16 protein-coding genes are annotated in these 20,571 nt (G+C 56.4%); 7 read left to right on the forward strand and 9 right to left on the reverse strand.

From position 1 onward, the window contains the following. Positions 1-605: 605 nt before the first annotated feature. The 3 genes from KR51_RS01730 to KR51_RS01740 all read right to left on the reverse strand — a co-directional run bounded on the left by KR51_RS01730 (position 606) and on the right by KR51_RS01740 (position 4,609). Positions 606-1,523, reverse strand: a complete 918-nt coding sequence (locus KR51_RS01730; RefSeq protein WP_198016659.1) for a hypothetical protein — start codon at positions 1,521-1,523, stop codon at positions 606-608. Positions 1,524-3,241: 1,718 nt separating this feature from the next. Then, positions 3,242-4,174 carry an RpnC/YadD family protein gene (locus KR51_RS01735; protein ID WP_022604205.1) on the reverse strand — a complete coding sequence of 311 codons (933 nt, stop codon included), beginning with the start codon at positions 4,172-4,174 and terminating at the stop codon, positions 3,242-3,244. A gap of 66 nt (positions 4,175-4,240) precedes the next feature. Continuing rightward, positions 4,241-4,609: a 2Fe-2S iron-sulfur cluster-binding protein gene (locus KR51_RS01740; protein WP_022604207.1), complete on the reverse strand. Its 369-nt coding sequence runs from the start codon at positions 4,607-4,609 to the stop codon at positions 4,241-4,243. 215 nt (positions 4,610-4,824) lie between these two features. Here KR51_RS01740 and KR51_RS01745 point away from each other — a divergent pair, with 215 nt between their 5' ends. Both KR51_RS01745 and KR51_RS20065 read left to right on the forward strand, forming a co-directional pair. Next, positions 4,825-7,962: a plasmid replication protein, CyRepA1 family gene (locus KR51_RS01745; RefSeq protein WP_022604209.1), complete on the forward strand. Its 3,138-nt coding sequence runs from the start codon at positions 4,825-4,827 to the stop codon at positions 7,960-7,962. A gap of 302 nt (positions 7,963-8,264) precedes the next feature. Then, positions 8,265-8,600 carry a hypothetical protein gene (locus KR51_RS20065; protein WP_198016660.1) on the forward strand — a complete coding sequence of 112 codons (336 nt, stop codon included), beginning with the start codon at positions 8,265-8,267 and terminating at the stop codon, positions 8,598-8,600. Positions 8,601-8,723: 123 nt separating this feature from the next. On the opposite strand, the gene KR51_RS01755 is transcribed toward KR51_RS20065, so the two are convergent. The 3 genes from KR51_RS01755 to KR51_RS01765 form a co-directional block, all read right to left on the reverse strand. Further along, entirely contained in the window at positions 8,724-9,005 is a 282-nt protein-coding gene (locus tag KR51_RS01755) for a hypothetical protein (protein ID WP_022604213.1), read from the reverse strand. Positions 9,006-9,026: 21 nt separating this feature from the next. Further along, on the reverse strand, positions 9,027-9,599 hold the full coding sequence (locus KR51_RS01760) for a peroxiredoxin family protein (RefSeq protein ID WP_022604214.1): 573 nt from the start codon (positions 9,597-9,599) through the stop codon (positions 9,027-9,029). Between the two features lie 211 nt (positions 9,600-9,810). Beyond that, the gene (locus tag KR51_RS01765; protein ID WP_022604216.1) at positions 9,811-10,410 is read right to left on the reverse strand and encodes a peroxiredoxin; all 600 of its coding nucleotides are present in this window, start codon (positions 10,408-10,410) and stop codon (positions 9,811-9,813) included. Between the two features lie 315 nt (positions 10,411-10,725). On the opposite strand from KR51_RS01765, the gene rlmN reads away from it, so the two are divergent. Both rlmN and KR51_RS01775 read left to right on the forward strand, forming a co-directional pair. Then, positions 10,726-11,793: a 23S rRNA (adenine(2503)-C(2))-methyltransferase RlmN gene (gene rlmN, locus KR51_RS01770; RefSeq protein ID WP_022604218.1), complete on the forward strand. Its 1,068-nt coding sequence runs from the start codon at positions 10,726-10,728 to the stop codon at positions 11,791-11,793. A gap of 323 nt (positions 11,794-12,116) precedes the next feature. Continuing rightward, positions 12,117-13,793, forward strand: coding sequence for a transglutaminase-like domain-containing protein (locus KR51_RS01775; protein ID WP_022604220.1), 1,677 nt, complete (start codon positions 12,117-12,119; stop codon positions 13,791-13,793). A gap of 92 nt (positions 13,794-13,885) precedes the next feature. Here the strand turns inward: KR51_RS01775 and KR51_RS01780 are convergent, their stop codons facing one another. The 3 genes from KR51_RS01780 to hslO form a co-directional block, all read right to left on the reverse strand. Beyond that, entirely contained in the window at positions 13,886-15,088 is a 1,203-nt protein-coding gene (locus tag KR51_RS01780; RefSeq protein ID WP_022604222.1) for an argininosuccinate synthase, read from the reverse strand. Positions 15,089-15,192: 104 nt separating this feature from the next. Next, a complete protein-coding gene (locus tag KR51_RS01785) occupies positions 15,193-17,322 on the reverse strand; it encodes a tetratricopeptide repeat protein (protein WP_022604224.1) in 2,130 nt (709 codons plus the stop codon). Positions 17,323-17,589: 267 nt separating this feature from the next. Continuing rightward, positions 17,590-18,486, reverse strand: coding sequence for an Hsp33 family molecular chaperone HslO (hslO, locus tag KR51_RS01790; protein ID WP_022604226.1), 897 nt, complete (start codon positions 18,484-18,486; stop codon positions 17,590-17,592). Between hslO and KR51_RS01795 the strand changes: the two genes are divergently transcribed. The 3 genes from KR51_RS01795 (at position 18,485) to KR51_RS01805 (ending at position 20,401) form a co-directional block, all read left to right on the forward strand. Then, complete coding sequence (locus tag KR51_RS01795; RefSeq protein WP_022604228.1) at positions 18,485-18,784, forward strand: hypothetical protein; 300 nt, start codon at positions 18,485-18,487, stop codon at positions 18,782-18,784. The two genes, hslO and KR51_RS01795, sit on opposite strands and share 2 nt — an antisense overlap. Before the next feature lie 30 nt (positions 18,785-18,814). Further along, complete coding sequence (ureG, locus tag KR51_RS01800) at positions 18,815-19,411, forward strand: urease accessory protein UreG (protein WP_022604230.1); 597 nt, start codon at positions 18,815-18,817, stop codon at positions 19,409-19,411. 339 nt (positions 19,412-19,750) lie between these two features. Continuing rightward, the gene (locus KR51_RS01805) at positions 19,751-20,401 is read left to right on the forward strand and encodes an Npun_F5749 family FMN-dependent PPOX-type flavoprotein (RefSeq protein WP_232214498.1); all 651 of its coding nucleotides are present in this window, start codon (positions 19,751-19,753) and stop codon (positions 20,399-20,401) included. The last annotated feature ends 170 nt before the right edge of the window (positions 20,402-20,571 follow it).

Raw genomic sequence — 20,571 nt, forward strand, 5'->3', positions numbered from 1 at the left:
GGAACAGCGATCTGAGGAAACTCTGATGAGTGGCGTCACCCACGTTGAAATTCTCGAGAGTACACCAGAGGTTGTGGCTGCGCTCACGGGATATAATTTCATTCTCGACGCTCTATCTGTCGCGAAATTTATTTGATTTGGCATTACTACATCTGTTCCTTTTCCGAGACAGCAGCACAATTGGCGAAACGGATTCGAGGGTACTGGGGCGTTGAAAATAAGGTGCATTATGTGCGAGATATCACTCAGGGCACCTCCAAGAAATGCTGGATTGTGGCGTACCGGCGGCTGAAATGCCCGTGCTGCCGTGCCGACCTTTGGTCTTGAGCGAATTAATCGAGGTGCCCCTCAAGGACGAAGATAAATTGCGGATTCGAAAGACACCTCTGGTACAGAATTTTGCATTAGGTCGTAAATTTTGCTTTGAATCTCTACCGCAATTTTGGAATTACCAACATGGCCCAAGCGCAGCGGCGTTGTGGGCAGAACCCAAACTCACTATAGGAGATTTTTGAATGAAACAGTCCTGGGTTCACCTCAAGGACATTTGCCCTCGATCGCAAAAGTTGGTGTTCCCAAGACGGGTCCAGAAAGATTGCTGATACTTAGCTCCAACTGATGCCAGCGAGTTGGTCTAGGCAAAGTAGAAATAGTTTGGCGTTGGAAATTCCACTATAGGTAAAGGAGAAGTTGCCTTTGCCCCACCAACCAGCGTCACGGTGGGAGAAGCGGAAATAGCCTGAGTGGAGGGTGATATTTTTCATGTCGGTCACGGCGATGCGATGAGGGTCGCCTTTGCGCATAACGAATTCCATAAAGCCCGGTCCGACGCGAACAAAGCGAGGGTTGCCGGAGGGTATGGTGAACTCTACATATCCTTGCCGGTCTAGTTGCTCATTAATTTGCTGGAGGCAGTAGTTGCTCCAGGAATTTTCGGCGGAGTTGAGGAAGTGCCAGAGGTTCTCGTCTTTGGGCTTTGCATGGCGGCGCATATGCCCACCAGAAATGACAAGCAGGTTTTTACCGTCGGGGCGCGTCCAGCGGTAGCTGTAGCTGGTGCCAATATAGATGAAATTGTAATGGGTATGAGTAACGGTAGTAAAGAGGTTTCGGGCATCCGCGAAGCGCAACTCACGGACGATTTTAGGTCTATGAGTACGTGAACCAACTAGAGAATATTCGACGATCCCCTTCTCGCCAACGTAAGAGCAGCGATGGGAAAAGCGGGTCGCAAAAAAGGCGATCGCACCACCACCAAGCCCCACAAAGATGGCAACTGCAGTAGGGACTGCCAGGGCTTGCAAAAGCAAGATGCAAGCAAGAACAATAACGCCAACAATTCCTATTCGATGCTCTTTCGGGAAGCCGTTTTGATTAGTTTTAAGATTGCTTTCAGCAGTAAGCACCGTGCCGATGCTAGTTGGAGGTGACTCGAAGAAGTCCATATTGAGTTGAATGGTGCTACCCGAGTGGCGAGTGACATCTGCCCTCGGTCGCCATTTATAGGAACTGCCACGCATCACACCCAGACCTCACTCACGTTTGCCTAGAATTTACCATGCCCTGTGGCTGGAAAACCGGTTTCCTTACCTGCCAGAGGAGTATCAAAAGCGTCAAATTTATCTCATGTTGCCGCGATCGGCAAACGGGTGCGTTTCACCTTCTTGGGAGAAAACTCGGAAGCCGCCTGAGCTCGTGAATGGTCCACGTTCTCCGCACCAGCAAATTCCTAGCCCACTGCGAGGAGTCTTTCATGCCGATGCAGATTTATCTTTCTAGAAAGTGATACGCTCCCGACAGTTCTAGCCTGGGATTTTCGGCAAGATCGTATTTAAAGGTTTTGGGCGATCGTCAAAAACCTCATGCGAAGCGATCGTCACTCAATGTTTCCCAAGAATAAGGATATTCTGGGTAAAAAAAGTGTTCGCTGCGGTTTGAATTATTACTTTCTTTAGGACTGCTTGTCTCCGTTAGGCTGTCCGGAGACTCGTCAACGCCCGCGATCGCGAAGAGAAAATACCTGCATACTTGAGTTTGCGCACGCGAGATCGACAATTTTCTACCTGAGGGAGTTATCTAGTACGCGAATTTAAAATATATATGTCAAACTGAATAGGGAGTTCTTTTCAATTTGACAGATTGTGTACAAAACTGTTGATACGGGTTGACCCCTACGGAGTTTAGGGCGCAGCATTCGTGAAGGGCGGCTATTGTAGTAAGTTTCATTGTTGCCCGAATGCATCGTCCCCTATAGGGGGAGCTGAGGCTGTAAGGACCTATAATTAATCGATGGATTTTGGTCGACCCTCTTATGCCATAAAGATTCTTAAGCAGCGAATAAGTTTGTTATGTTCGGCAACTCAAAAATTCCAAAGGAACTCCGCAGAAAAATAGATGAATAACTTCAGCCAGGAGAGTTTATAAGATGGGTCGAATAACCCATACCACTGTTTACACAACAGCTTCCATCGGAAGGATTTTATTCGGAATTACTTGGACTAGTTTCGTCATATTTTGGCTATGTGCTGCATTGGGGTTTGAACTTCCCGATCTAAGAGAAGGCTTGCAACCTCAACATCTTTTTGCCCTTTTTGGTGCACCGTTTGTTCTTATTGGCTTAGGAATGCTGTCTAGCCCAATCTGAGTATGGCAATCAGTACGAAATACAGTTTACTTGGTGACAGATAAACGAGCGATCTCTTTTCAAGGTAGTAGGTCTATTGCAACCAGAAGTTACTTACCCGATCGATGAAAAGATATATATCGATAAGAAAATGCCGATGGAACAGGTTATGTATTTTTTGAAACTCGGCGATGGAACGACAGTGATGGCGACAAAAGAAGTAAGGAGGTAGTATTTTTTGAGAGTTCTAAGACCACGAGAAGTTGCAAATCAAATATGTTGAGACAATTGGTTTGGAATATTGCCAAACTAAAGGTGATGCACGCCGACCGCCGAGAGTCGATAGGTTGTGAAACAAAGGTTATCTACAGTAGGTGATGACCTTTGTTATCCACCCACAGCATATGACCTTTCATGCAGGGTGCAAGTTACCTTCTTGAAAGGTCATGCTCTACCGGCGTGCAAAGACTCCTCGCACAGTACTCCAGGCTGGCTGGTGCTGAGACCTTAGACTGATTCCAGGGTCAGGCGGCTTCCGAGTTTTCTCTCTAGAAGTTAACACGCATCCGGTTCAAAGAGATTATGGCTAAAAGTAGACCCAATTTACCCCAAGCGTTCTTAATAATTTTCGAAGTGTTTTAGGAGTTGGGCGCGATCGCCAGTCATAACCAGGCCCATCGTCTCGCCTAAGGGCAAAGCGAGCAGCGCCGGGATAATCCGAGCCAACTCGGGGTCGATGCCGCCGAAGCGAACGCGCAGAGCAGTCTCGATCGTCTCCCGGCGACCTGCCTGAAGACCTTCTAGGCGACCCTCTTGGCGTCCCTCTTGAAGACCTTCTTGGCGACCTTCCTGCAGGTGTGCCTCGCGCCAGCGCAAATAGGCAGGTGATAAGTTCATCAGCACTTCCTCCTCGTCCTCGCTTCTATTCTCTCTGAGCTGAATCGTGTAGCGCCAGTTCTCGAGCAAAGCCAGCACCCGCTCTATCGTCGGCGACCCCGGCAGCGATCGCACTTCCTCAATCGCCGCCCGCTGCACCTGCCCGCGTCCCAGCACCCGCAGCATCAACGTCTCGGGCGTTGCCGGCAACTGGTGGATCGCCACCAAGTGGGCTCGGTAGCCATCCGGGGTCGAGTAAACGCCCGGCAGCCAATCGGGGCGATCGCTCGCGGCAAACCGTTTCAAGAACGCTGGCGACAGTGTTGGCGACAGCACCCATAGTGGCGGCAGTGCGTTCTCGGAGAGCGGCTTGCGATCGCGCCGGGCACGCCGCAGCCCGCCCGCCCGCAGGGTATAAAGCTTGAGCAAACAGGTCTGGAACTCGACGATAGTCGGGGCATTCCGAAAAACTTCCAAGGCGCACGGCACGGAGGCAATGCGGGCGATCGTCCCTAGCAGCTCGGGGGCGGGAACCGGCGGGAAAGCCGGCTCGAAGAAAACATCGACTTGGCGCGGCTCGTCAGCAACATCCAGACTGGAAATACTGCGACCGAGGGGTTCGAGCAGATCGGCGAGGAACTGCTTGGCGAGGGCATCGTGAGCTTGGCGGGTCATAGCAGATAGCGAGCCTCGCCTTCGGGCAATCGGTCAACTGCGATCGTCTGCCAGCGTTCGGTGTGGTCAGTCCTCATCCAGCGGAATGCCAAAGAGAACGCGACCCTTGGCGAAGTAGCGACCGAACTGCTGTTCGTAGACCTCGTCTTCGTCTTGGGTTTCCACCTCGATATCCGATCGCGCGTAGCCCACGCACAGCAGCGCATAACCCTGGCGTTGCAGTTGCGGCGACAACCCCATTGCTTCCGGCTGGTAGATTTCGCCGGAGACAATGCGCACCGCACACGTCGTGCAGGCCCCGTTGCGGCAGGAAAACGGTAGCTCGATACCCTGCTCCTCCAAACTTTGCAAAATATAACGATCGTCCGGGACGCGGGCTTCGAACGTCCGTCCGATCTGCCGGTAGCGGACGCGGATCGTGTGCCAAGTAGTCATGAGCGGACGCGCCTGCAATCGTGGCTCGACTCTCCTACAGACGCAACGAGCGAGCGCTTCGTATGGTAGCGCGATCGCTCGCAGGAACCGCTCGATTGGGATTGCACGAAAGGACCTCTGCAGACCACCCGCCGATCGCGTAGTGCTTGTCACGATCGGAAGACACCATGTATAGTGTTTTTATCTGCCAGAACGCCCCATGAGCACCACATCTAGTGTTAGCGCCTGTTTCTCTTGCCACCGATAACCTATCGCTGCGACTCGACCCCGCTGCTGCGCTGGCCGATTGGAAACCGTTCCAGCGCGTCCCCGAGGCCGAAGCGATCGCTGGCGGGCTAGGCGAGATCCCACTGCACTGGAACCTGACACCATTACGCGACAAGCGCCCCTATCGCCAAGGCTGGCAGACCGAACCGCCCCTCAAGCGCTCAGAGCTAGCAGCGCTGGTGCTGCACGGTCAGCGCTGCACCAGCAGGTCCACTGGCAAACCCTACACCGGCTTTACATCCGGCTACGGGTTGCGGTTGGGCGATGCTTCGGGCGGGCTGGTGGCGATCGATGTGGACGGGGCGAGTGCCGAGCCACTCTTGCAACACCTCAGCGGCGGTAACCTACCTGCAACCACGAGCTGGACCTCTGGGAAGCCGGGACGGCGGCAGCTGCTCTACCAGATCCCAGAGACGCTACAGATAGCGTTAAAAGAGTTCCGGCGTGCAACATTTACACAATACCGCGATCGCGAAGGGTGCGATCGCCACACCGCGCCCGGCGAGCTGTTGGAGATTCGTTACAACCGGCATCAATCCGCGCTACCGCCCTCGCGCCACCCCGAAACCGGTGCATATCGCTGGTTGCGATCGCCTCAGGACGCGCCCGTTGCAGTCGCCCCCGAGTGGTTGTGCGATCTACTGCGGCGCGAGGTCGAAACAGCTGCGCTAGTCGTTGCGCTGCCCGCGCGCGATCGCCAACCGACGCCGATCCGCCGACGCGATGGATTGCTCGGCAGCACCAAGCCGGGAGGCTTGGAGGAACTGTTACAGACCTCGATCGCGCGCCTGAGCGTTGACGAAATATATTCGTGGCCCGGACATCAGTTTCGAGATTGTGGCAAGACTTTACGGGGTTTCTGCCCGCAGCACCAATCCCAGAGTGGCACGGCGTTCGCAGTCGATCCCGAGACGAAGGAATGGTACTGCTTTGGCTGTGAAGTCGGCGGCGGACCGGCTCAATATCGTCAGTTTCTGCGCGGCGATCGCGGTCCGCTCCAAGGCAGAGCGTTTGCCGACTCCGTCCGCGAACTAGCCGCAGAAGCAGGGTTGACCCAACCCCAAGGTAATGCGATCGGACTGCTTCCGGATCGCGCCGCCCAAACCTGGCAGCGGAGCCAGCAATTTACGCCCACGGCTACGATCGAACAGCCGTTTTTCGACTGGCCGGTGCCACCGTCAGGTGCGTTCGTGGCCGTGAAGTCGGGATTGGGGACGGGCAAAACCGCATGGCTGGGTCGCGTTGTCGATCGGTTGGGGGATGAAGGTTGGGTGGCGCTCGGGCACCGCAATTCCTTGCTGCTGCAGTCGTGCGAGCGCTGGGGATTCGAGCACTTGCACGTTGACGATGCCTTCGATCGCGTTGGCAAATCCACTAGCAAAATTGCCCTTTGCGTGGATAGTTTGCTGCATTTCCGGGCCGAGGATTTCGTCGATAAAAACGTCATCCTCGACGAAGCCATGGCGATCGCACTACATCTCTTGGTCGGCGGTACGCTGAAGCGCAAACGCGAGGCCGTTTTGCGTCGCTTCGGTGCGGCATTGGCGCGGGCGCGACGAGTCTTCTGCCTCGACGGGATGCTGGCAGATTGGTGTGTCGACTATTTACATCGCATCGCCGGATCGACGCGGGAGCTGATCAAAATCGAGAACGGCCACCCCACCCCACCGCTGACGGTAGATTTGCTCGCTGGCAATTGGGACGGCACTGGGTCGGGCGATCGCTCGGCGCTGCTGCAAAAGTTGTGGGCGTCGCCGCAACCCGTGGTTTGTACTGACAGCCAGCTGGAAGCCGAAGCCCTCGACCGCGTGTTGCAATCGGCTGGCAGCATCGGCTTACGCGTGGATTCCAAAACGATCTGCGAACCGGACGTTCAGGAGTTCTTGCGCGACCCCGATCGCTTCATTGGCGAGCGCCAGCCAGAGTATTTGATTTACACCCCATCGGCAGAAGCAGGGATCGACATCGACATCCGCGACTACTTTAGCGATCAGTTCTGTTTCTTCTTCGGCGTCCTGCAAACCAACGCTCAACTGCAAATGATCGGGCGCATCCGCGACCCACAAGTCAAGCGCTGGGTCTGGTGTCGCGGGTCGGGACTGCGCGAGGGGGATGGCGATCGCTCGCCGTTTCCGCAACAAATTGCCCGCAAACTCGAAGAGTTCGTGCTGCAAGAAGGGCTGAACTTGCTCGAAGATGCTACCGACCCTGACGCGATCGCCCGCCTCGTGCAACAGCTTGCCAGTGCTCGCGAAGATGCCCACCATCAAGCGTTTTGCATCCTCAAGGCCATCGAAAACTACGAGCGCGCGCGCTTGCGTGACTGTTTGCAAGCAAGCCTCGCGGCAGCAGGGCACCGCGTGCGCGCGATTGTCCTCGATCCGGTTGCCTCCGTAAGCGAGAGCGAGCGGTCTGCCCGCGAGTGCATTAAAACGGCTAACGCCGAAGCGATCTTTAATGCGCCCTTGTTGTCGGCACCGCTCCCGCGCCAGCGCAGCAGCTTGCAGGTGCCGCCAGCCGAACGCAATAGCGCGGTAAAAACGCACTTGTTGCATTTATTGCCCGGCATCGAGCGATCGCCCCAGTGGACGCCGGGGTTCGTGCGGCGCGTGCAGTTCGACGATCGACAGTTCGTTTTGAGGCAGGAGCTGTTCTGGCTGGTGACGCATCCCGCGAGCGCCCGCGAATTGCTACAAGTCAACATCCCGGTGCCCGGCACCCTGGCATTCCTCGGCGACCTCCGCAGTCGTTGGTCCCAGGTGCGGGCGTTGACCGACCTGGGGGTTGACTCGCTCTTGGACCTCGAAGCCGAGTGGACGGCGAACTCGCCGCAGCTCAGACTCCTTGTCGCCCATTGCCGATCGCGCGAGCAGCGCTTGGCATTAGGACTCGGTCGCAGCGAATCCGACCCGATCCGCTGCCTGCGACGCTTGCTGCAGGTATTGGGCATCCGACTCGAACGCCGCCGGGTGAAACGCAATCGCGATCGTTTCGAGATCTATCGCATCGACCGCCATGCTTGGTACGACAGCGATCGCCTTGCGGTTCTTGACTGTCTAGACCGCCGTTGGCTCCACGACCCTTAAAGCCTCTGGGGTCAACCGATTCAGGAGTCTATGCAATCCTCAGCCAACTCGGACTACTCCGGGTGGCTTGGGGTTTTGCCGTGAAGTTTTTTTTGCGAGCGGTCTCGCTCTGCGGACTTCAATTCACGGATGTACGGGTTACGCAGCCCTATCGTTGCAGGGTGTGGTTGAGTTGGCCACTCTGGCAGTGACTGCTGAGGGCAATAGCAGTAAGGGCTGGAGCGGATACTGCAGTTGCTCCTTCAGCCAGGGGTCAAGAAAATTGGCGGACGTGCTTGCAATTAGTATATTTGTACTGTAATATGTATTCATCGATTCAAGGCACCGTCGCCACAGCCGAGCGCAACGAGGTTTCTGTCGTCATGACCAAGCACTACGTTTTACGGGTAAATCCACAAGCTGAGTACGATTGGGACCGATACGTCCTGCTCGAGCCGTTTTCGGGCGTGCGTCCCGACCTATCCGCATTGATCGCCAATGCAATTGAAGACCGACCGGGTGCGTACTTAGTTGCCGTCAACCTAGAGGTACGGGTGCTAGAGCGATCGCTCGACCGCGCGATCGGCGACTCGTTCGCCAGCCATTGTGCCAAGCGCTTGCCAGGATTATCTGAAGAGCGCCAATCGCAAGCAGCTTAGAGTTCCGCCCAAATCGAAACTGAACTATACAACTCCATCCAATTTTCACTCCCAAGTTTGACTGACGAGGGTAGGGCAGCTGCGAGCTTCAGGCTGCCCTTTTTCTTGCGGTTTTCCTCAATGTCATAAGGAACGATGCCAACTCAAAAAAGCGGAATTATGCTTCACGCACCGCAAACGAGTAGAGGTTTCAATCCAGGGCAAATCGAAATTTGCCAAAGTGTAGCGTACCAGCGGCTGAAATGCCCTGCCGCCGTGCCAACCTTCGGTCTTGAGCGAATTAATCGAGGTGACCTCCAGAAGCGCGGGCTTCGACATAATCTCCCGAAGTTGGTATAGAACCTCTGCGATGGAGCGTTTAAGGTCAGCCATCGAGCGGGACTCGGGAAAGAGCTTCAGCAACATCGGTCGTTGACCGCGATCGCGTTACTGCATGGCTGCCAATGCTGCCAACAGGCGATCGACTCCGGCATTGGGATCTAAGAACGAGAATAGATGCTTGAAACGAATGCAACCCTCGCGATCGAGGACAAACTGTGCGGGGAGCGGAGCGCCCAAGGCTTGCCCGGTGCCATAACGGCGAAACACAGTGTTGGAGGAGTCGCTCAGGAGCGGCATTGGTAAGCTCAAATCGGCGGCGATTTGCTGGCTTTGTCGCCCGTCGGTGCTAGTTACCAGCAGTACCTCTGCTCCCGTTGCTGTTAGCTCTGTGTAGCGATCGCGTAGTTCCACGATGTGGGGATAGCACAGAGGGCAATACAGATTCTCATTAAATATGCGAGTGAAGGCGACGATAACCGGCTTGCTGTCGCGAAACGCTGCTAACCGGACCTCGCATTCTTGCGTCACGTCTGTCAGCGTGAACTTCGGTGCAAATTGCCCGACCTGCAGTGCACTCGTTGCCGGAATGGGAACGAAATTACGGCGAAAGCGCGGGTCCCTAGCGAGATCTTTGAAAGTCGCGATCGCCGTTGAAACCAGAGACGTTATGGTTGACATCTGTGGCGAACCTTAGAGCGCGGTAGGAATGTCTTGCAAGCCGAACGGACAGCATCCGGCTGCGGACGCGGCGGATATGGTATTCGGCCGCGAACGAGCAGAGATCGAAAAAAGGGGGCACCTGCCCCCACACATTCGCACTGGGCTGCGGTTCGGACAACGCGACAATACACGATCGCCAATTGCCAGCGAACCGGAACCGACCTGCGACTTACACGGTTGCGAAGTAAACCTTAGATTTAACCGGGTCGGGAGTCATCGTTTTGTCGCCAGGCTTCCAACCCTCGGGGCATACTTCATCCGGGTTTGCTTGGACGTACTGGATTGCCTTAAGCGTCCGCAGTACTTCGTCCACATTGCGACCGAAAGAGAGGTTGTTGATCGTCGCGTGCTGGATGACCCCCTCTTTATCAATGATGAACAGGCCGCGCAGAGCTACTCCTGCTTCAGGATCCAGCACATTGTAAGCCGAGCTGATTTCCTTTTTGATGTCCGAAACCAGTGGATAGGCTAGGTCGCCAACACCGCCGTTCTTGCGGTCGGTTTGCACCCATGCCAGGTGCGAAAACTCGCTATCCACAGACACGCCCAGCACTTGTGCGCCTATCTCGGCAAACTCGCTGTTACGATCGCTAAAGGACACAATTTCCGTCGGGCAGACAAAGGTGAAGTCCAGCGGATAGAAGAACAGGACGACGTACTGACCGCGAAAGTCAGACATTTTGAGAGTCTTGAACTCTTGGTCGACTACTGCCGTCGCCGTAAAATCAGGGGCAGTTTGACCGACGCGCAGGCATCCTTCTGCAGCCATGTGCTCGCTCCTTAGGGAAGTTTCTACGTCAACTAATTGAACGTTACGGGATAACACGTGTCGTCATCGAGCCATGCTCGCCCAATACGCGATGAAACCCGGTACGACTCGGTTCCGTAAAGAACTATTGCAACTATATCATAGTCATAACGATTTTGAGTTTCGTGCGATCCCCTGCCAGGAGCGTTACCCGACGACTAGGATGGGGAAGAATCAATTGCCCTTTGGGAAAGTACTTTGGGTATCTGCTTGACCCGGATCGGCAGTTGCTCGACGTACCATTGCACTCACCCACTCCCCAACCGACCGCCGGCGATGACAGCTGCAACGCGTGCTACTACCGAAGTTTTGCTGGGTAAATCCCTGGCCGAGCTTACTGCCTGGGTCCAGCAACAGGGACAGCCAGCTTATCGTGGCAAGCAACTACACCAATGGTTATACGACAAAGGTGCGCGATCGCTGTGCGATATTACAGTACTGCCGCAAACATGGCGTGCGGCGGTAGCCAGCGTGCCGGTGGGGCGATCGCGGATTCACCTCAAGACCCTTGCACCAGACGGCACGCGCAAATTCCTTCTGCAGCTGGCAGATGGGCTAACCGTCGAGACCGTTGGCATTCCGACTGAGAGACGCCTAACGGTCTGCGTTTCGTCGCAGGTGGGGTGCCCGATGGCGTGTGATTTCTGTGCGACCGGCAAGGGCGGCTTTACGCGTAATTTGCAGGTTCACGAAATTGTCGATCAGGTGTTGACTGTAGCCGAAGATTTTCAGCAACGTGTCAGCAACGTCGTGTTTATGGGCATGGGCGAGCCGCTGCTCAACCTCCACGCCGTGGTGGCGGCCGTACGATCGCTCAACAGCGACGTTGGTATCGGCCAGCGATCGCTAACGATCTCCACCGTAGGGTTGCCCGGCCGCATCAACGAACTAGCTACGCATCGATTGCAAGTTACCTTTGCCGTTAGCTTACACGCCTCCAATCAATACTTGCGCGAGCAGTTGATCCCGAGCGCGCGACACTATCCGCTTGCAGCTTTGCTAGATGAATGTCGCGATTACGTAAGAAAAACCGGGCGTCGCGTGTCCTTCGAGTACATCTTGTTGTCAGGCACGAATGACCTACCGGAGCATGCTAGCGAACTTGCTGATCGACTGCGCGGCTTTCAATCTCACGTCAACTTAATTCCCTACAATCCGATTGCGGAAGTAGATTATCAACGTCCGAGTAAAAAACGCGTGCGTGCCTTTAAAGCGATTTTGGAGCAAGCTAACATCGCCGTTAGCATTAGAGCTTCGCGCGGGCTCGATACCGATGCTGCCTGCGGACAGCTGCGCGCGGCGCGCGATCGCACCCTTGGATTGGATGCTCGACCGACCCGCTAGCCACTGACCGTTTGGGTCGTTGGCAGCCGGGAATCGCGTTCGGTTCGAGCATCGTGCTTGGAGAAAGTTTGTTATCTTGTTGGGATTATCTGCTAAGCCGCGAAGAGCCAAAGCGATCGGCAAGGTGACATTGTTGCTTTGTATGCTGACGTTTATTTTTTGGGATCCTCCGCTGAACCGTCAACGGCAGGAGGTGAGGGTGCCTGCTACATTAGCGGTCTATTGGCACCTCAAAGGGTTTTAGACATAGCGGCTTGCGGCTCGGCACCCCAGGCTTTTCTCCCGTCACGAACGACCATCGGTTTCGAGACAACCTATCGACGATGCTGCACCTGACCTCTCCGGTTTCCACTTCATCCTCACAGACAATCCGTCCGTTCGCAGCGGCATCTCTCTACGGCATCGCTCAGCGTGGTCGACATCTCTTAGCGATCGACGCGCGCACGGGCTACCTATTCGAAATCGATCCCATCGACGGCAGCATGCGCGTGCTCAATACCCACAACGCGACCGACTTCCTCGACACAACGGGCATTGCGATCGCGGGGAATACCCTGTGGTTTACTCAGCATGAATCGGTGTGTTTTTGTTCGCTTGAGGGCGACCTGAAACCGCAGCTCTTCACCACGCTGCCCTACGCTGCTGACGGCATCACCGTATGGGAGACGGCTATTTATGTTTCCTGCAACGGAACGGACAGCATTCACGTTTTCAGCAGCAATACCCGGAAAGAAATTACGCGCCTGCTTGCACCGGGGATCGGGCGCGAACATCTGACGATTCGCGGCGAAGAGCTGTGGGTCAGCGATCGCACCGAGCAAACCGTGTTTTGCCTCGACCGAGCCACGGGCGAGATCGATTTCAGCGTGCTGACGCCGTTTCCATGCCCGACCGGACTGGCATTCTTTACCGACCCAAATACCGGTCGCGAACAGCTTTACGTTGCCTACACCTTTGAGGAACCCTTCATTCGCGATAACCCCAACGCCACGCCAAATCACGAAATTCAATATCGCGATGCTGCATTCATCCATCCGCTTTACGTTTGCTACGAACCCGAGCGGCGCTACACCCGCTCCAATGGTTTTCTGGTCGAAATGAGCTATGTCGAGGAAATTGCCCCACTCGATGCGATCGACCTGACCGATCTGGAATGGCGGATTGCACTGCCTGCCGAAACTCACCGTCAAAAGCTCCACAGCGTGGAGCCAATCGGCATTCCGTTCGCAGAAGAAATCATCGACGGTCAGCGCGTGGCGGTGTTTAATATCGAGCGCCTCACTACCAACGATCGGTTCGTCTTCGGCTGGAAGGCCCTGCTGGAGGTTTGGAGTATCAAGTACCAATTCGAGCCGCGCGATGGCGATCGCGTGCCGGAATTGGACCCAGAACTCCGCAATCGTTACACGCTCGACGATGACGAACTGGCCATGGATACCGACATCATTCGCCGTGCGGCGGTCGATGCACCGGGCGACGAAACGAACTTACTGCGGCGCATGTACAACATCCGCAACTTCGTCTACGACAAACTTGCCTACGGGATCAAGCCACAAATCGATCCCCCCGATGTGGTAATAAGACGGGGGGTGGCATCCTGCGGCGAATATCTCGGGTTGCTGTTGGCGATTGCGCGCCTCAACGGAATTGCCAGCCGCACGGTTGGGCGTTACAAATGCCCTCAGCAACCACACGCGCGCAACGTACCGCTGGAGCCGGATTTCAACCACGTGTGGATGGAGTTTTACTTGCCGGGATGGGGCTGGCTGCCGATGGAGTCCAATCCCGACGACATCAATGAAGGCGGTCCTTATCCGACCCGATTTTTTATGGGTTTGGCATGGTATCACGCCGAGATGGCCAAGGGCATTCCCTTTGAGACCATTTGCAGTCGCGGCGAGCGCTTAACCAAGGAAGTCGTAGCGATTGGCGAATTGGCAATCAACCACGTCCGCTTTGTCGTCCTTGACGAGCTCATTCCCAATCCGGAACCCAAGTAGGTAAGGGGTGCCGCTAGTGCGGAATCTCGACCGACCGCAGGAAAAATAGTTTGCACGCGGAGTGGTCTCTCGGAAACGTCATTTAGACGGACTTACCCGCGTGATTTCTGCGACCAAACCCGCGTCGGCAAGCCCCAAATATAAATGAAGCCTTCTGCGGCCGCATGATCGAACTGGTCGTCCGCACCATAGGTTGCCAGATCGGGCGCATAGAGGGAGTTTTCGGAGCGACGACCGACGATGGCGATGCTACCCTTGAACAACTTGACGCGAACGATTCCCGTGACGCGCGCCTGGGTTTGTTGGATAAAGGCATGGAGTGCCTGCCGCAGCGGACTGAACCAAAGCCCTTCGTAGATCATCTCGCCGAAAGTTTGCTCGATGCCGCGCTTGTATCGAGTGACGTCGGCGGTTAGCGTCAGCCGTTCGAGGTCGCGGTGGGCATAGATCAGCACCAGCAATGCCGGCGTCTCGTAGATTTCGCGCGATTTGATGCCGACCACGCGGTTTTCGATCGTGTCGATGCGGCCGATCCCGTGGGTGCCCGCCCGAACGTTTAGTCGCTCGATCAGTGCGATCGGGTCGAGAGCCTGCCCGTCCAGGGTCGTGGGAACGCCGCGTTCGAAACCGATCTCCACATAATCCGGCTCGTTCGGCGTATCGGCGATCGCGCGGGTCATCGCGTAGATTTCTTCCAAAGGCTCGGTCATCGGATCTTCGAGCGGACCGGCCTCGATGCTGCGCCCGAGCAGGTTGCGATCGATGCTGTAGGGCGAAGACTTCTTCACTGGCGCCGGAATCCCGAAGCGTTCGCCGTAGGCAATGGTCTCCTCCCGGCTCATGCCCCATTCGCGGGCCGGAGCCAGGACGGTTAAGTTCGGATTGAGGGCCGCGATCGCCAGATCGAAGCGCACCTGATCGTTCCCCTTTGCCGTGCAACCGTGGGCAACGGCATCGGCTCCGTACTTCGCCGCCGCTTCGACGAGGAGTTTAGCAATGAGCGGTCGTGCTAGCGCTGTCGACAGAGGATAGCAATCTTCGTAAAGAGCATTAGCTTGGATGGCTGGAAACGCATAGTCCGTCACGAATTCTGCTCGCGCGTCCTCGACCAAGGATACCAATGCTCCAGACTTGAGAGCCTTCTCCTTAACCGGACCCAGTTCTTCGCCCTGACCGAGATCGGCCGCAAGCGTAATGACTTCTTTGATACCCCATTCCGCTTTCAGATAGGGAATACAGACGGACGTATCCACGCCGCCAGAATAGGCAAGTACGACTTTTTCTGCGCGACCCATGCTCGCTCGACCCTATACAACACGTGCAAAACATCAAGTCGCTATTGTACCGGCTCGCGCGCGTCGGGCAGCGATCGCGGCGAACGCGTTTGCTCGTTGTTCTCTCAGAACAGCGGAGCTGAATTGGTGAATGGCGCACTGTCGGCAGGAGGCAGAACTTCGGCTTCGATCGCCGCCGAACCATCACCATTCGATGCGCCTTCATTTGCAGGAAGAGCTGGCTCGGGTATTGAGGTATCGACGCGATCGGCGGACGGTGCAGCAGCATCCACGGCGCTATCCCTGGCATCCGGTTCGGATACCAGCGGTTCTGGGCGCAGGCGGGTTTGCCACTCAGCGATGCGTACTTGGGCGGCACTGCCTAGGCGACTATTTGCCGGAATCAACTCGGCAATTCGAATCGCACCAGCCGGATCCCGATCGGCAGTCCGCGTGGCAATGCCCAACAAGCGCTCGCTCCAGCGCGCGATCGCGCGATCGCCTGCCCTGCGGGAGCTGGAAACGGTTGGGATTCGATCGGCCGTCTGGATGGCCGCTGCCAGCGCTTCTGGGCTGCCCGGCTCGGCTGTGCGGTAGGCGCGTTGGAGCAACTCTGCACCGCGCAATTGCGCGCGCCAGAGCGCGATCTTATTTTGTGCATCTGGGTAAAGCACGCGCCCGCGCCCGATCCGCTCGGCCGTCGCGACCGCCTCTTGGAGGCGCCCAGTGCTGGCAAGTGAGGTGGCGCGCGAGAGGATCGGCCGGTCTTCAGCTCGCTGGATGTTCGCCCGCCATTGCCGGACCCGCGTTTGGGCGTCGTCGTAGAGCGCGCGCTGGGCTCCAATCCGATTGGCAATAGCAATTGCCTCTTGCCAAGCTGGGATCGAGTTGCCTTGGGCGGCAAGGACGGCGCGGTTGAGCGTTGGCTGGTCTTGGATCGTTTGGATGTCGCGCGTCCAGTCGCCGATCGCTGCACGCGCTTCCCGGTAGCGGGGATTGCGGCTGGGAATTTTATCGGCTTCGGCGATCGCACCCTGCAAGTCGGCGAGCGTCCCCGGTTCTGCCAGCTTGCGCGCGCGATTGAGGTGGCGGACGTCGACAATTTCCAGCTCCCAACGATCGATCAGTTGCTGGGCTTTGTAGTAGAGGGGGCGGTCTTCCCCGAGCAGTTGCGCGCGGGAGATCGCGACTTCGATGCCGGCGATCGTCCCGGTTGCGGCTTGCGTTCCGGCACGGGTTAGATCCAGCAAATCGCGAACTTGCTCGTCTAGGTCTAAGCTGTTTGGTACGGCAATGGTAATCTCGCGGACGACGGCCCAGTTACCCGCATCCATTTCCTGGCGGGCGAGTGCAAGCATGTTGTCGCCGATCCGCGCGATCAAAACCTGCGCTGCCTCGTAGCCAAAGCTGCCGGATTCTACCTCTTCGGCAAGGGCTAGCGCGGTTTTCAAGTCATCGAAATTGCCGCGCTCGAACGCCGCCCGAGCTTTCTGGAGCTGTCGCGTCTCCAACCGCGCGCGCTGTATTTCCTTAACGAGCGCTTCATAGCGACGCCCGGACCAATAATCGTTGTCGACTGACGCCAGCTTGACGACAGCGCCAAAAGCCCCGCTCCAGTCGAGCTCGAGTATGCGTTCTTGCACAATCTCTTGCAACGCTTCGCCTTCAGCCCAGACCTCGCGCCAGCGATCGATCCGTTCGTCGGCGAGGTGTGCGGCGTCGAGGTCGTCAGGAATTGCCTGTGCTAACGCGATCGCCTCATCAAGCTTGCCGGTCTGGAACTTCGCTTCGCCGAGAACCAACAACTCCTCAGTCCACTCGGTAATGAACCGCTCGCCCTCGGCATGCATGGGGTGGTCGGCCGGCAGCCCGTTAACAAGCGCAATGGCTTCTAATAAACCGTCCCGCGTGCGCGTTTCTGCCTTAGCCTGCGCGCAGTACAACCGCCGCGAGGCCGAAGCCAGCGGCCAGTAAACTGAGGCGCAACTCTTGGACAGAGCTGGCAGATTCAGCAACATCGACGTCGCCGTGTAGCCGAGCCCACCAAAAACCAATACGAGTGCGACCATCCAAAACTGCCAGCCCACCCAGCGTCCCCAGCCCCGACGCGGCGTGCCGCCGGGACGGTCGATTTCCGACGTAGCAGCCACCTCTGACGTGCCGATCGCTCCGCCCCGCTCGGCACCCAGCGACTCGTTCGATGCGACCGATCCGATCTGCGACTCGTCGTTCTTACCAACGCGATGTTCGGGCACGACTACCTCCTCCCACTGCTAGGCGCAATCGCCGCTCGCTCCACCGAGACGCGCGTCACGCATATTTCGCTCCCTGACGGTTTCCTTATCTCCTGGGTACAAGCATTGAAATCCTGCCAGAGCCCTAAGGCTATTTATCTGATGCTGTCAGTAGAACCTTTATCTTAATTAAGGCTGTCAGAAGAACCTCGCTGCCGTCTGAACTTAGAAACGCCGCGAGACTGTTCGATCGAAGAATCAACCAGCAGAATCATCGGCCGACAGCAATTATAAGGATTTAGTTTGTATTTCCTCAACGAGCTGTGTCAGTTCGTCGGAACTAGCACGGTAAACACTCGCGCAAAAGTGGCAAGTTGCCTCCGCTCCTTCATCTTGCTCGATCATGTCCTGGAGTTCGTCAACTCCAAGCAAGCGCAATGCACCTAACATGCGATCGTGCGTGCAGCCGCAGTGGAAACGCACCATCTGCACGTCGGGGAAGATGTTTAGCCCCATGTCTCCGAGCAGTTCTTCGAAAATCTCATGCAGTGATTTCCCCGCACGCATCAGCGGCGTGAATCCCGTCAAGGCAGCCACCCGCCCTTCCAAGGTCTGGACTAAGTGCTCGTCGCTCGAGGCTTTAGGCAAGACCTGCAGTAGGATACCGCCGGATGCACTGACGCCCTCGGCACTGACAAATACACCGACAAGCAATGCCGAAGGCGTCTGCTCTGAGGTCGCCAAATAATTCGCCACGTCGTCGCCGATCTCCCCCGAGACTAGCTCGACCGTGCTGGAATACGGGTAGCCGTAACCCACGTCGCGGACAACGTAAAGGAAACCTTCGCCGATTGCGCCGCCTACATCGAGCTTGCCGAGAGCATTGGGGGGCAATTCTACCGTGGGATTATCGACGTAGCCGCGAACTGTACCGTCGGCACCCGCATCGACAAGCAATCCGCCTAGCGCACCCGAACCGCGAATGCGGAGATTGACCCGTGCCTGAGATTGCTTCATGTTAGAAGCCAGCAACAACCCGGCTGTCATTGCTCGCCCAAGCGCTGCCGTGGCAACGTAGGACAGCCTGTGAAGTTGACGTGCGGTTTCGGTCAAGTTCGTCGTTGTTGCTGCAACCGCGCGGATACCGCCATCCGCTGCCGTCGCGCGTAGGAGCCGATCGCTCATGAATGAATCCCTTACATTTCTTAACGCGCCTTCCCACTTGCCTATTGTAAGAGGGACGACAAACCCGCTAGATCCCGGTGGTAACGGATTGCCAGTTATCCACCCTGTAGACAAACGTCAGGACGATCGCGAATTTGCGGCGGCGATCGCGCAACTATGGTTCGCGCTTGAAATCGCAGCGGCACGTCGACAAAGCTCGATCCAGATGCGGAGCTGGGGCGGATCGCCAGCACAAGGCTCGGTGGGAGAGATCCGAATCGACTTGCCAGCAAAAATTTCAGAAAATCGGATAATTTAGAAGGCACAATCTAGTCGATATGGCACATCGATGAGCGCACTGCGAGTTGGAATTGCAGGTCCAGTTGGTTCGGGAAAGACGGCGCTAGTCGAAGCGCTTTGCAAACGCCTCCGGGATCGCTACGAAATTGCCGTCGTCACGAACGACATTTATACCCAGGAAGACGCGCAGTTCCTAACGCGGGCCCGTGCTTTGGAACAAGGGCGCATTCGCGGTGTCGAAACCGGCGGCTGCCCCCACACGGCGATTCGCGAAGATGCGTCTCTGAACCTGGGGGCGATCGCCGAACTGGAAGCAACATTTCCCTCGCTGGATCTGGTTTTACTCGAGAGCGGCGGCGACAATCTCGCGGCGACGTTTAGTCCAGAGTTGGTAGACCTCACGATTTACGCGATCGACGTGTCTGCTGGCGACAAAATTCCGCGCAAAGGCGGCCCTGGTATCACTAAATCCGATTTACTCGTCATCAATAAGATCGATCTCGCTCCCTACGTCGGTGCCGACTTACAGGTGATGGAGCGCGATGCCAAGCGGATGCGCGGTGATAAGCCCTTCGTGTTTGCGAATCTCAAGACGCAGGAAGGGCTGGAGCCAATCATTGCCACGATCCTTCCACATTTGGACTGACGTTAATCAGGAAGCGCATCGTTTCCGACGACGTGCGGTCCTTGACGTCATCCACGGTTGCCCTTCATTGTTGATATTGAGTGTGGCGGAGAAGTCGATTGCTCTTGTCTTATTGGGTATCAGAATTTAATGGTACCTCGACAAATTGCGGGACTTTAGCGTATTGGCAGCTGAAATGCCCATGCTGCCCTGCCGACCTTCGGTCTTGAGCGAATTAATCGAGGAGCCCCCTTGAGGCTGTTTGAAAAGTTCAGAGCGGTATCAAAATACGCCAGCCATCTGACCATCAGGTGTACCATCGCAATCTGAATCATTGCCTCCGATGACTCCGGCAGAGGGGTGGACCCCAGTACAAGCGAGCAGCTGGCACGATGGAAACGCGGTGCATTCAGCTACAGTTCTATGGCCCTAGCTCCTTGGCGATCTCCGATCGCTCGCGCGCTGCATCGCAATCGTAGCGATGCCCACGCACGTTTTTTTCAACTCGCCACTGTCATGCCCGACGGTCGTCCGGCCAATCGGACAGTGGTATTCCGCGGCTTCTTCCCAAATACCGACACGTTAGAGGTGGTTACGGACGCTCGCAGCGAGAAAGTCGCACAGATCGATCGGCAACCATGGGGGGAAGTGTGTTGGTATTTCACGAAGACGCGCGAGCAATTTCGGATTGCCGGGCGCTTGAAGTTCGTCAGCGCTGACGCTACAGACGCCGATCTTCAACGAGAACGCCAAGAACGCTGGTACGATCTCTCGGATAGCGCGCGCCTGCAGTTTATCTGGCCGCAACCAAAGGCAAGCCGAGACAGCGATCGCAACGCATTTTTCGTTAAGGCACCAGCAGCAAATACCAAACCGGCAAGCACATTCAACCTATTGCTCGTCGAACCCGTTGCGGTCGATTGGTTAGAGCTACGCGGAGACCCCCAAAATCGCACCTTGTTCCTACAGACGGACGACGGCAAGTGGTCTGTCAGGTCTGTCAATCCATAGCAAAACCCCGCCTGCAAATCGCTACGACTCGGACGGATGGCATCGGTAAAACTTTCGCAAGCTGCTCGGCAATTCCGACACGCTCGGCCCCGCCAAAGTGAGTGGATGAGTGCTGTTCTGTCTGCTTGCAGCCAGAGCTTGTTCAGACGGGAGCCACCGACTATTTGGGG

Origin of the sequence: Rubidibacter lacunae KORDI 51-2, assembly GCF_000473895.1 — a bacterium.
Lineage (GTDB): Bacteria > Cyanobacteriota > Cyanobacteriia > Cyanobacteriales > Rubidibacteraceae > Rubidibacter > Rubidibacter lacunae.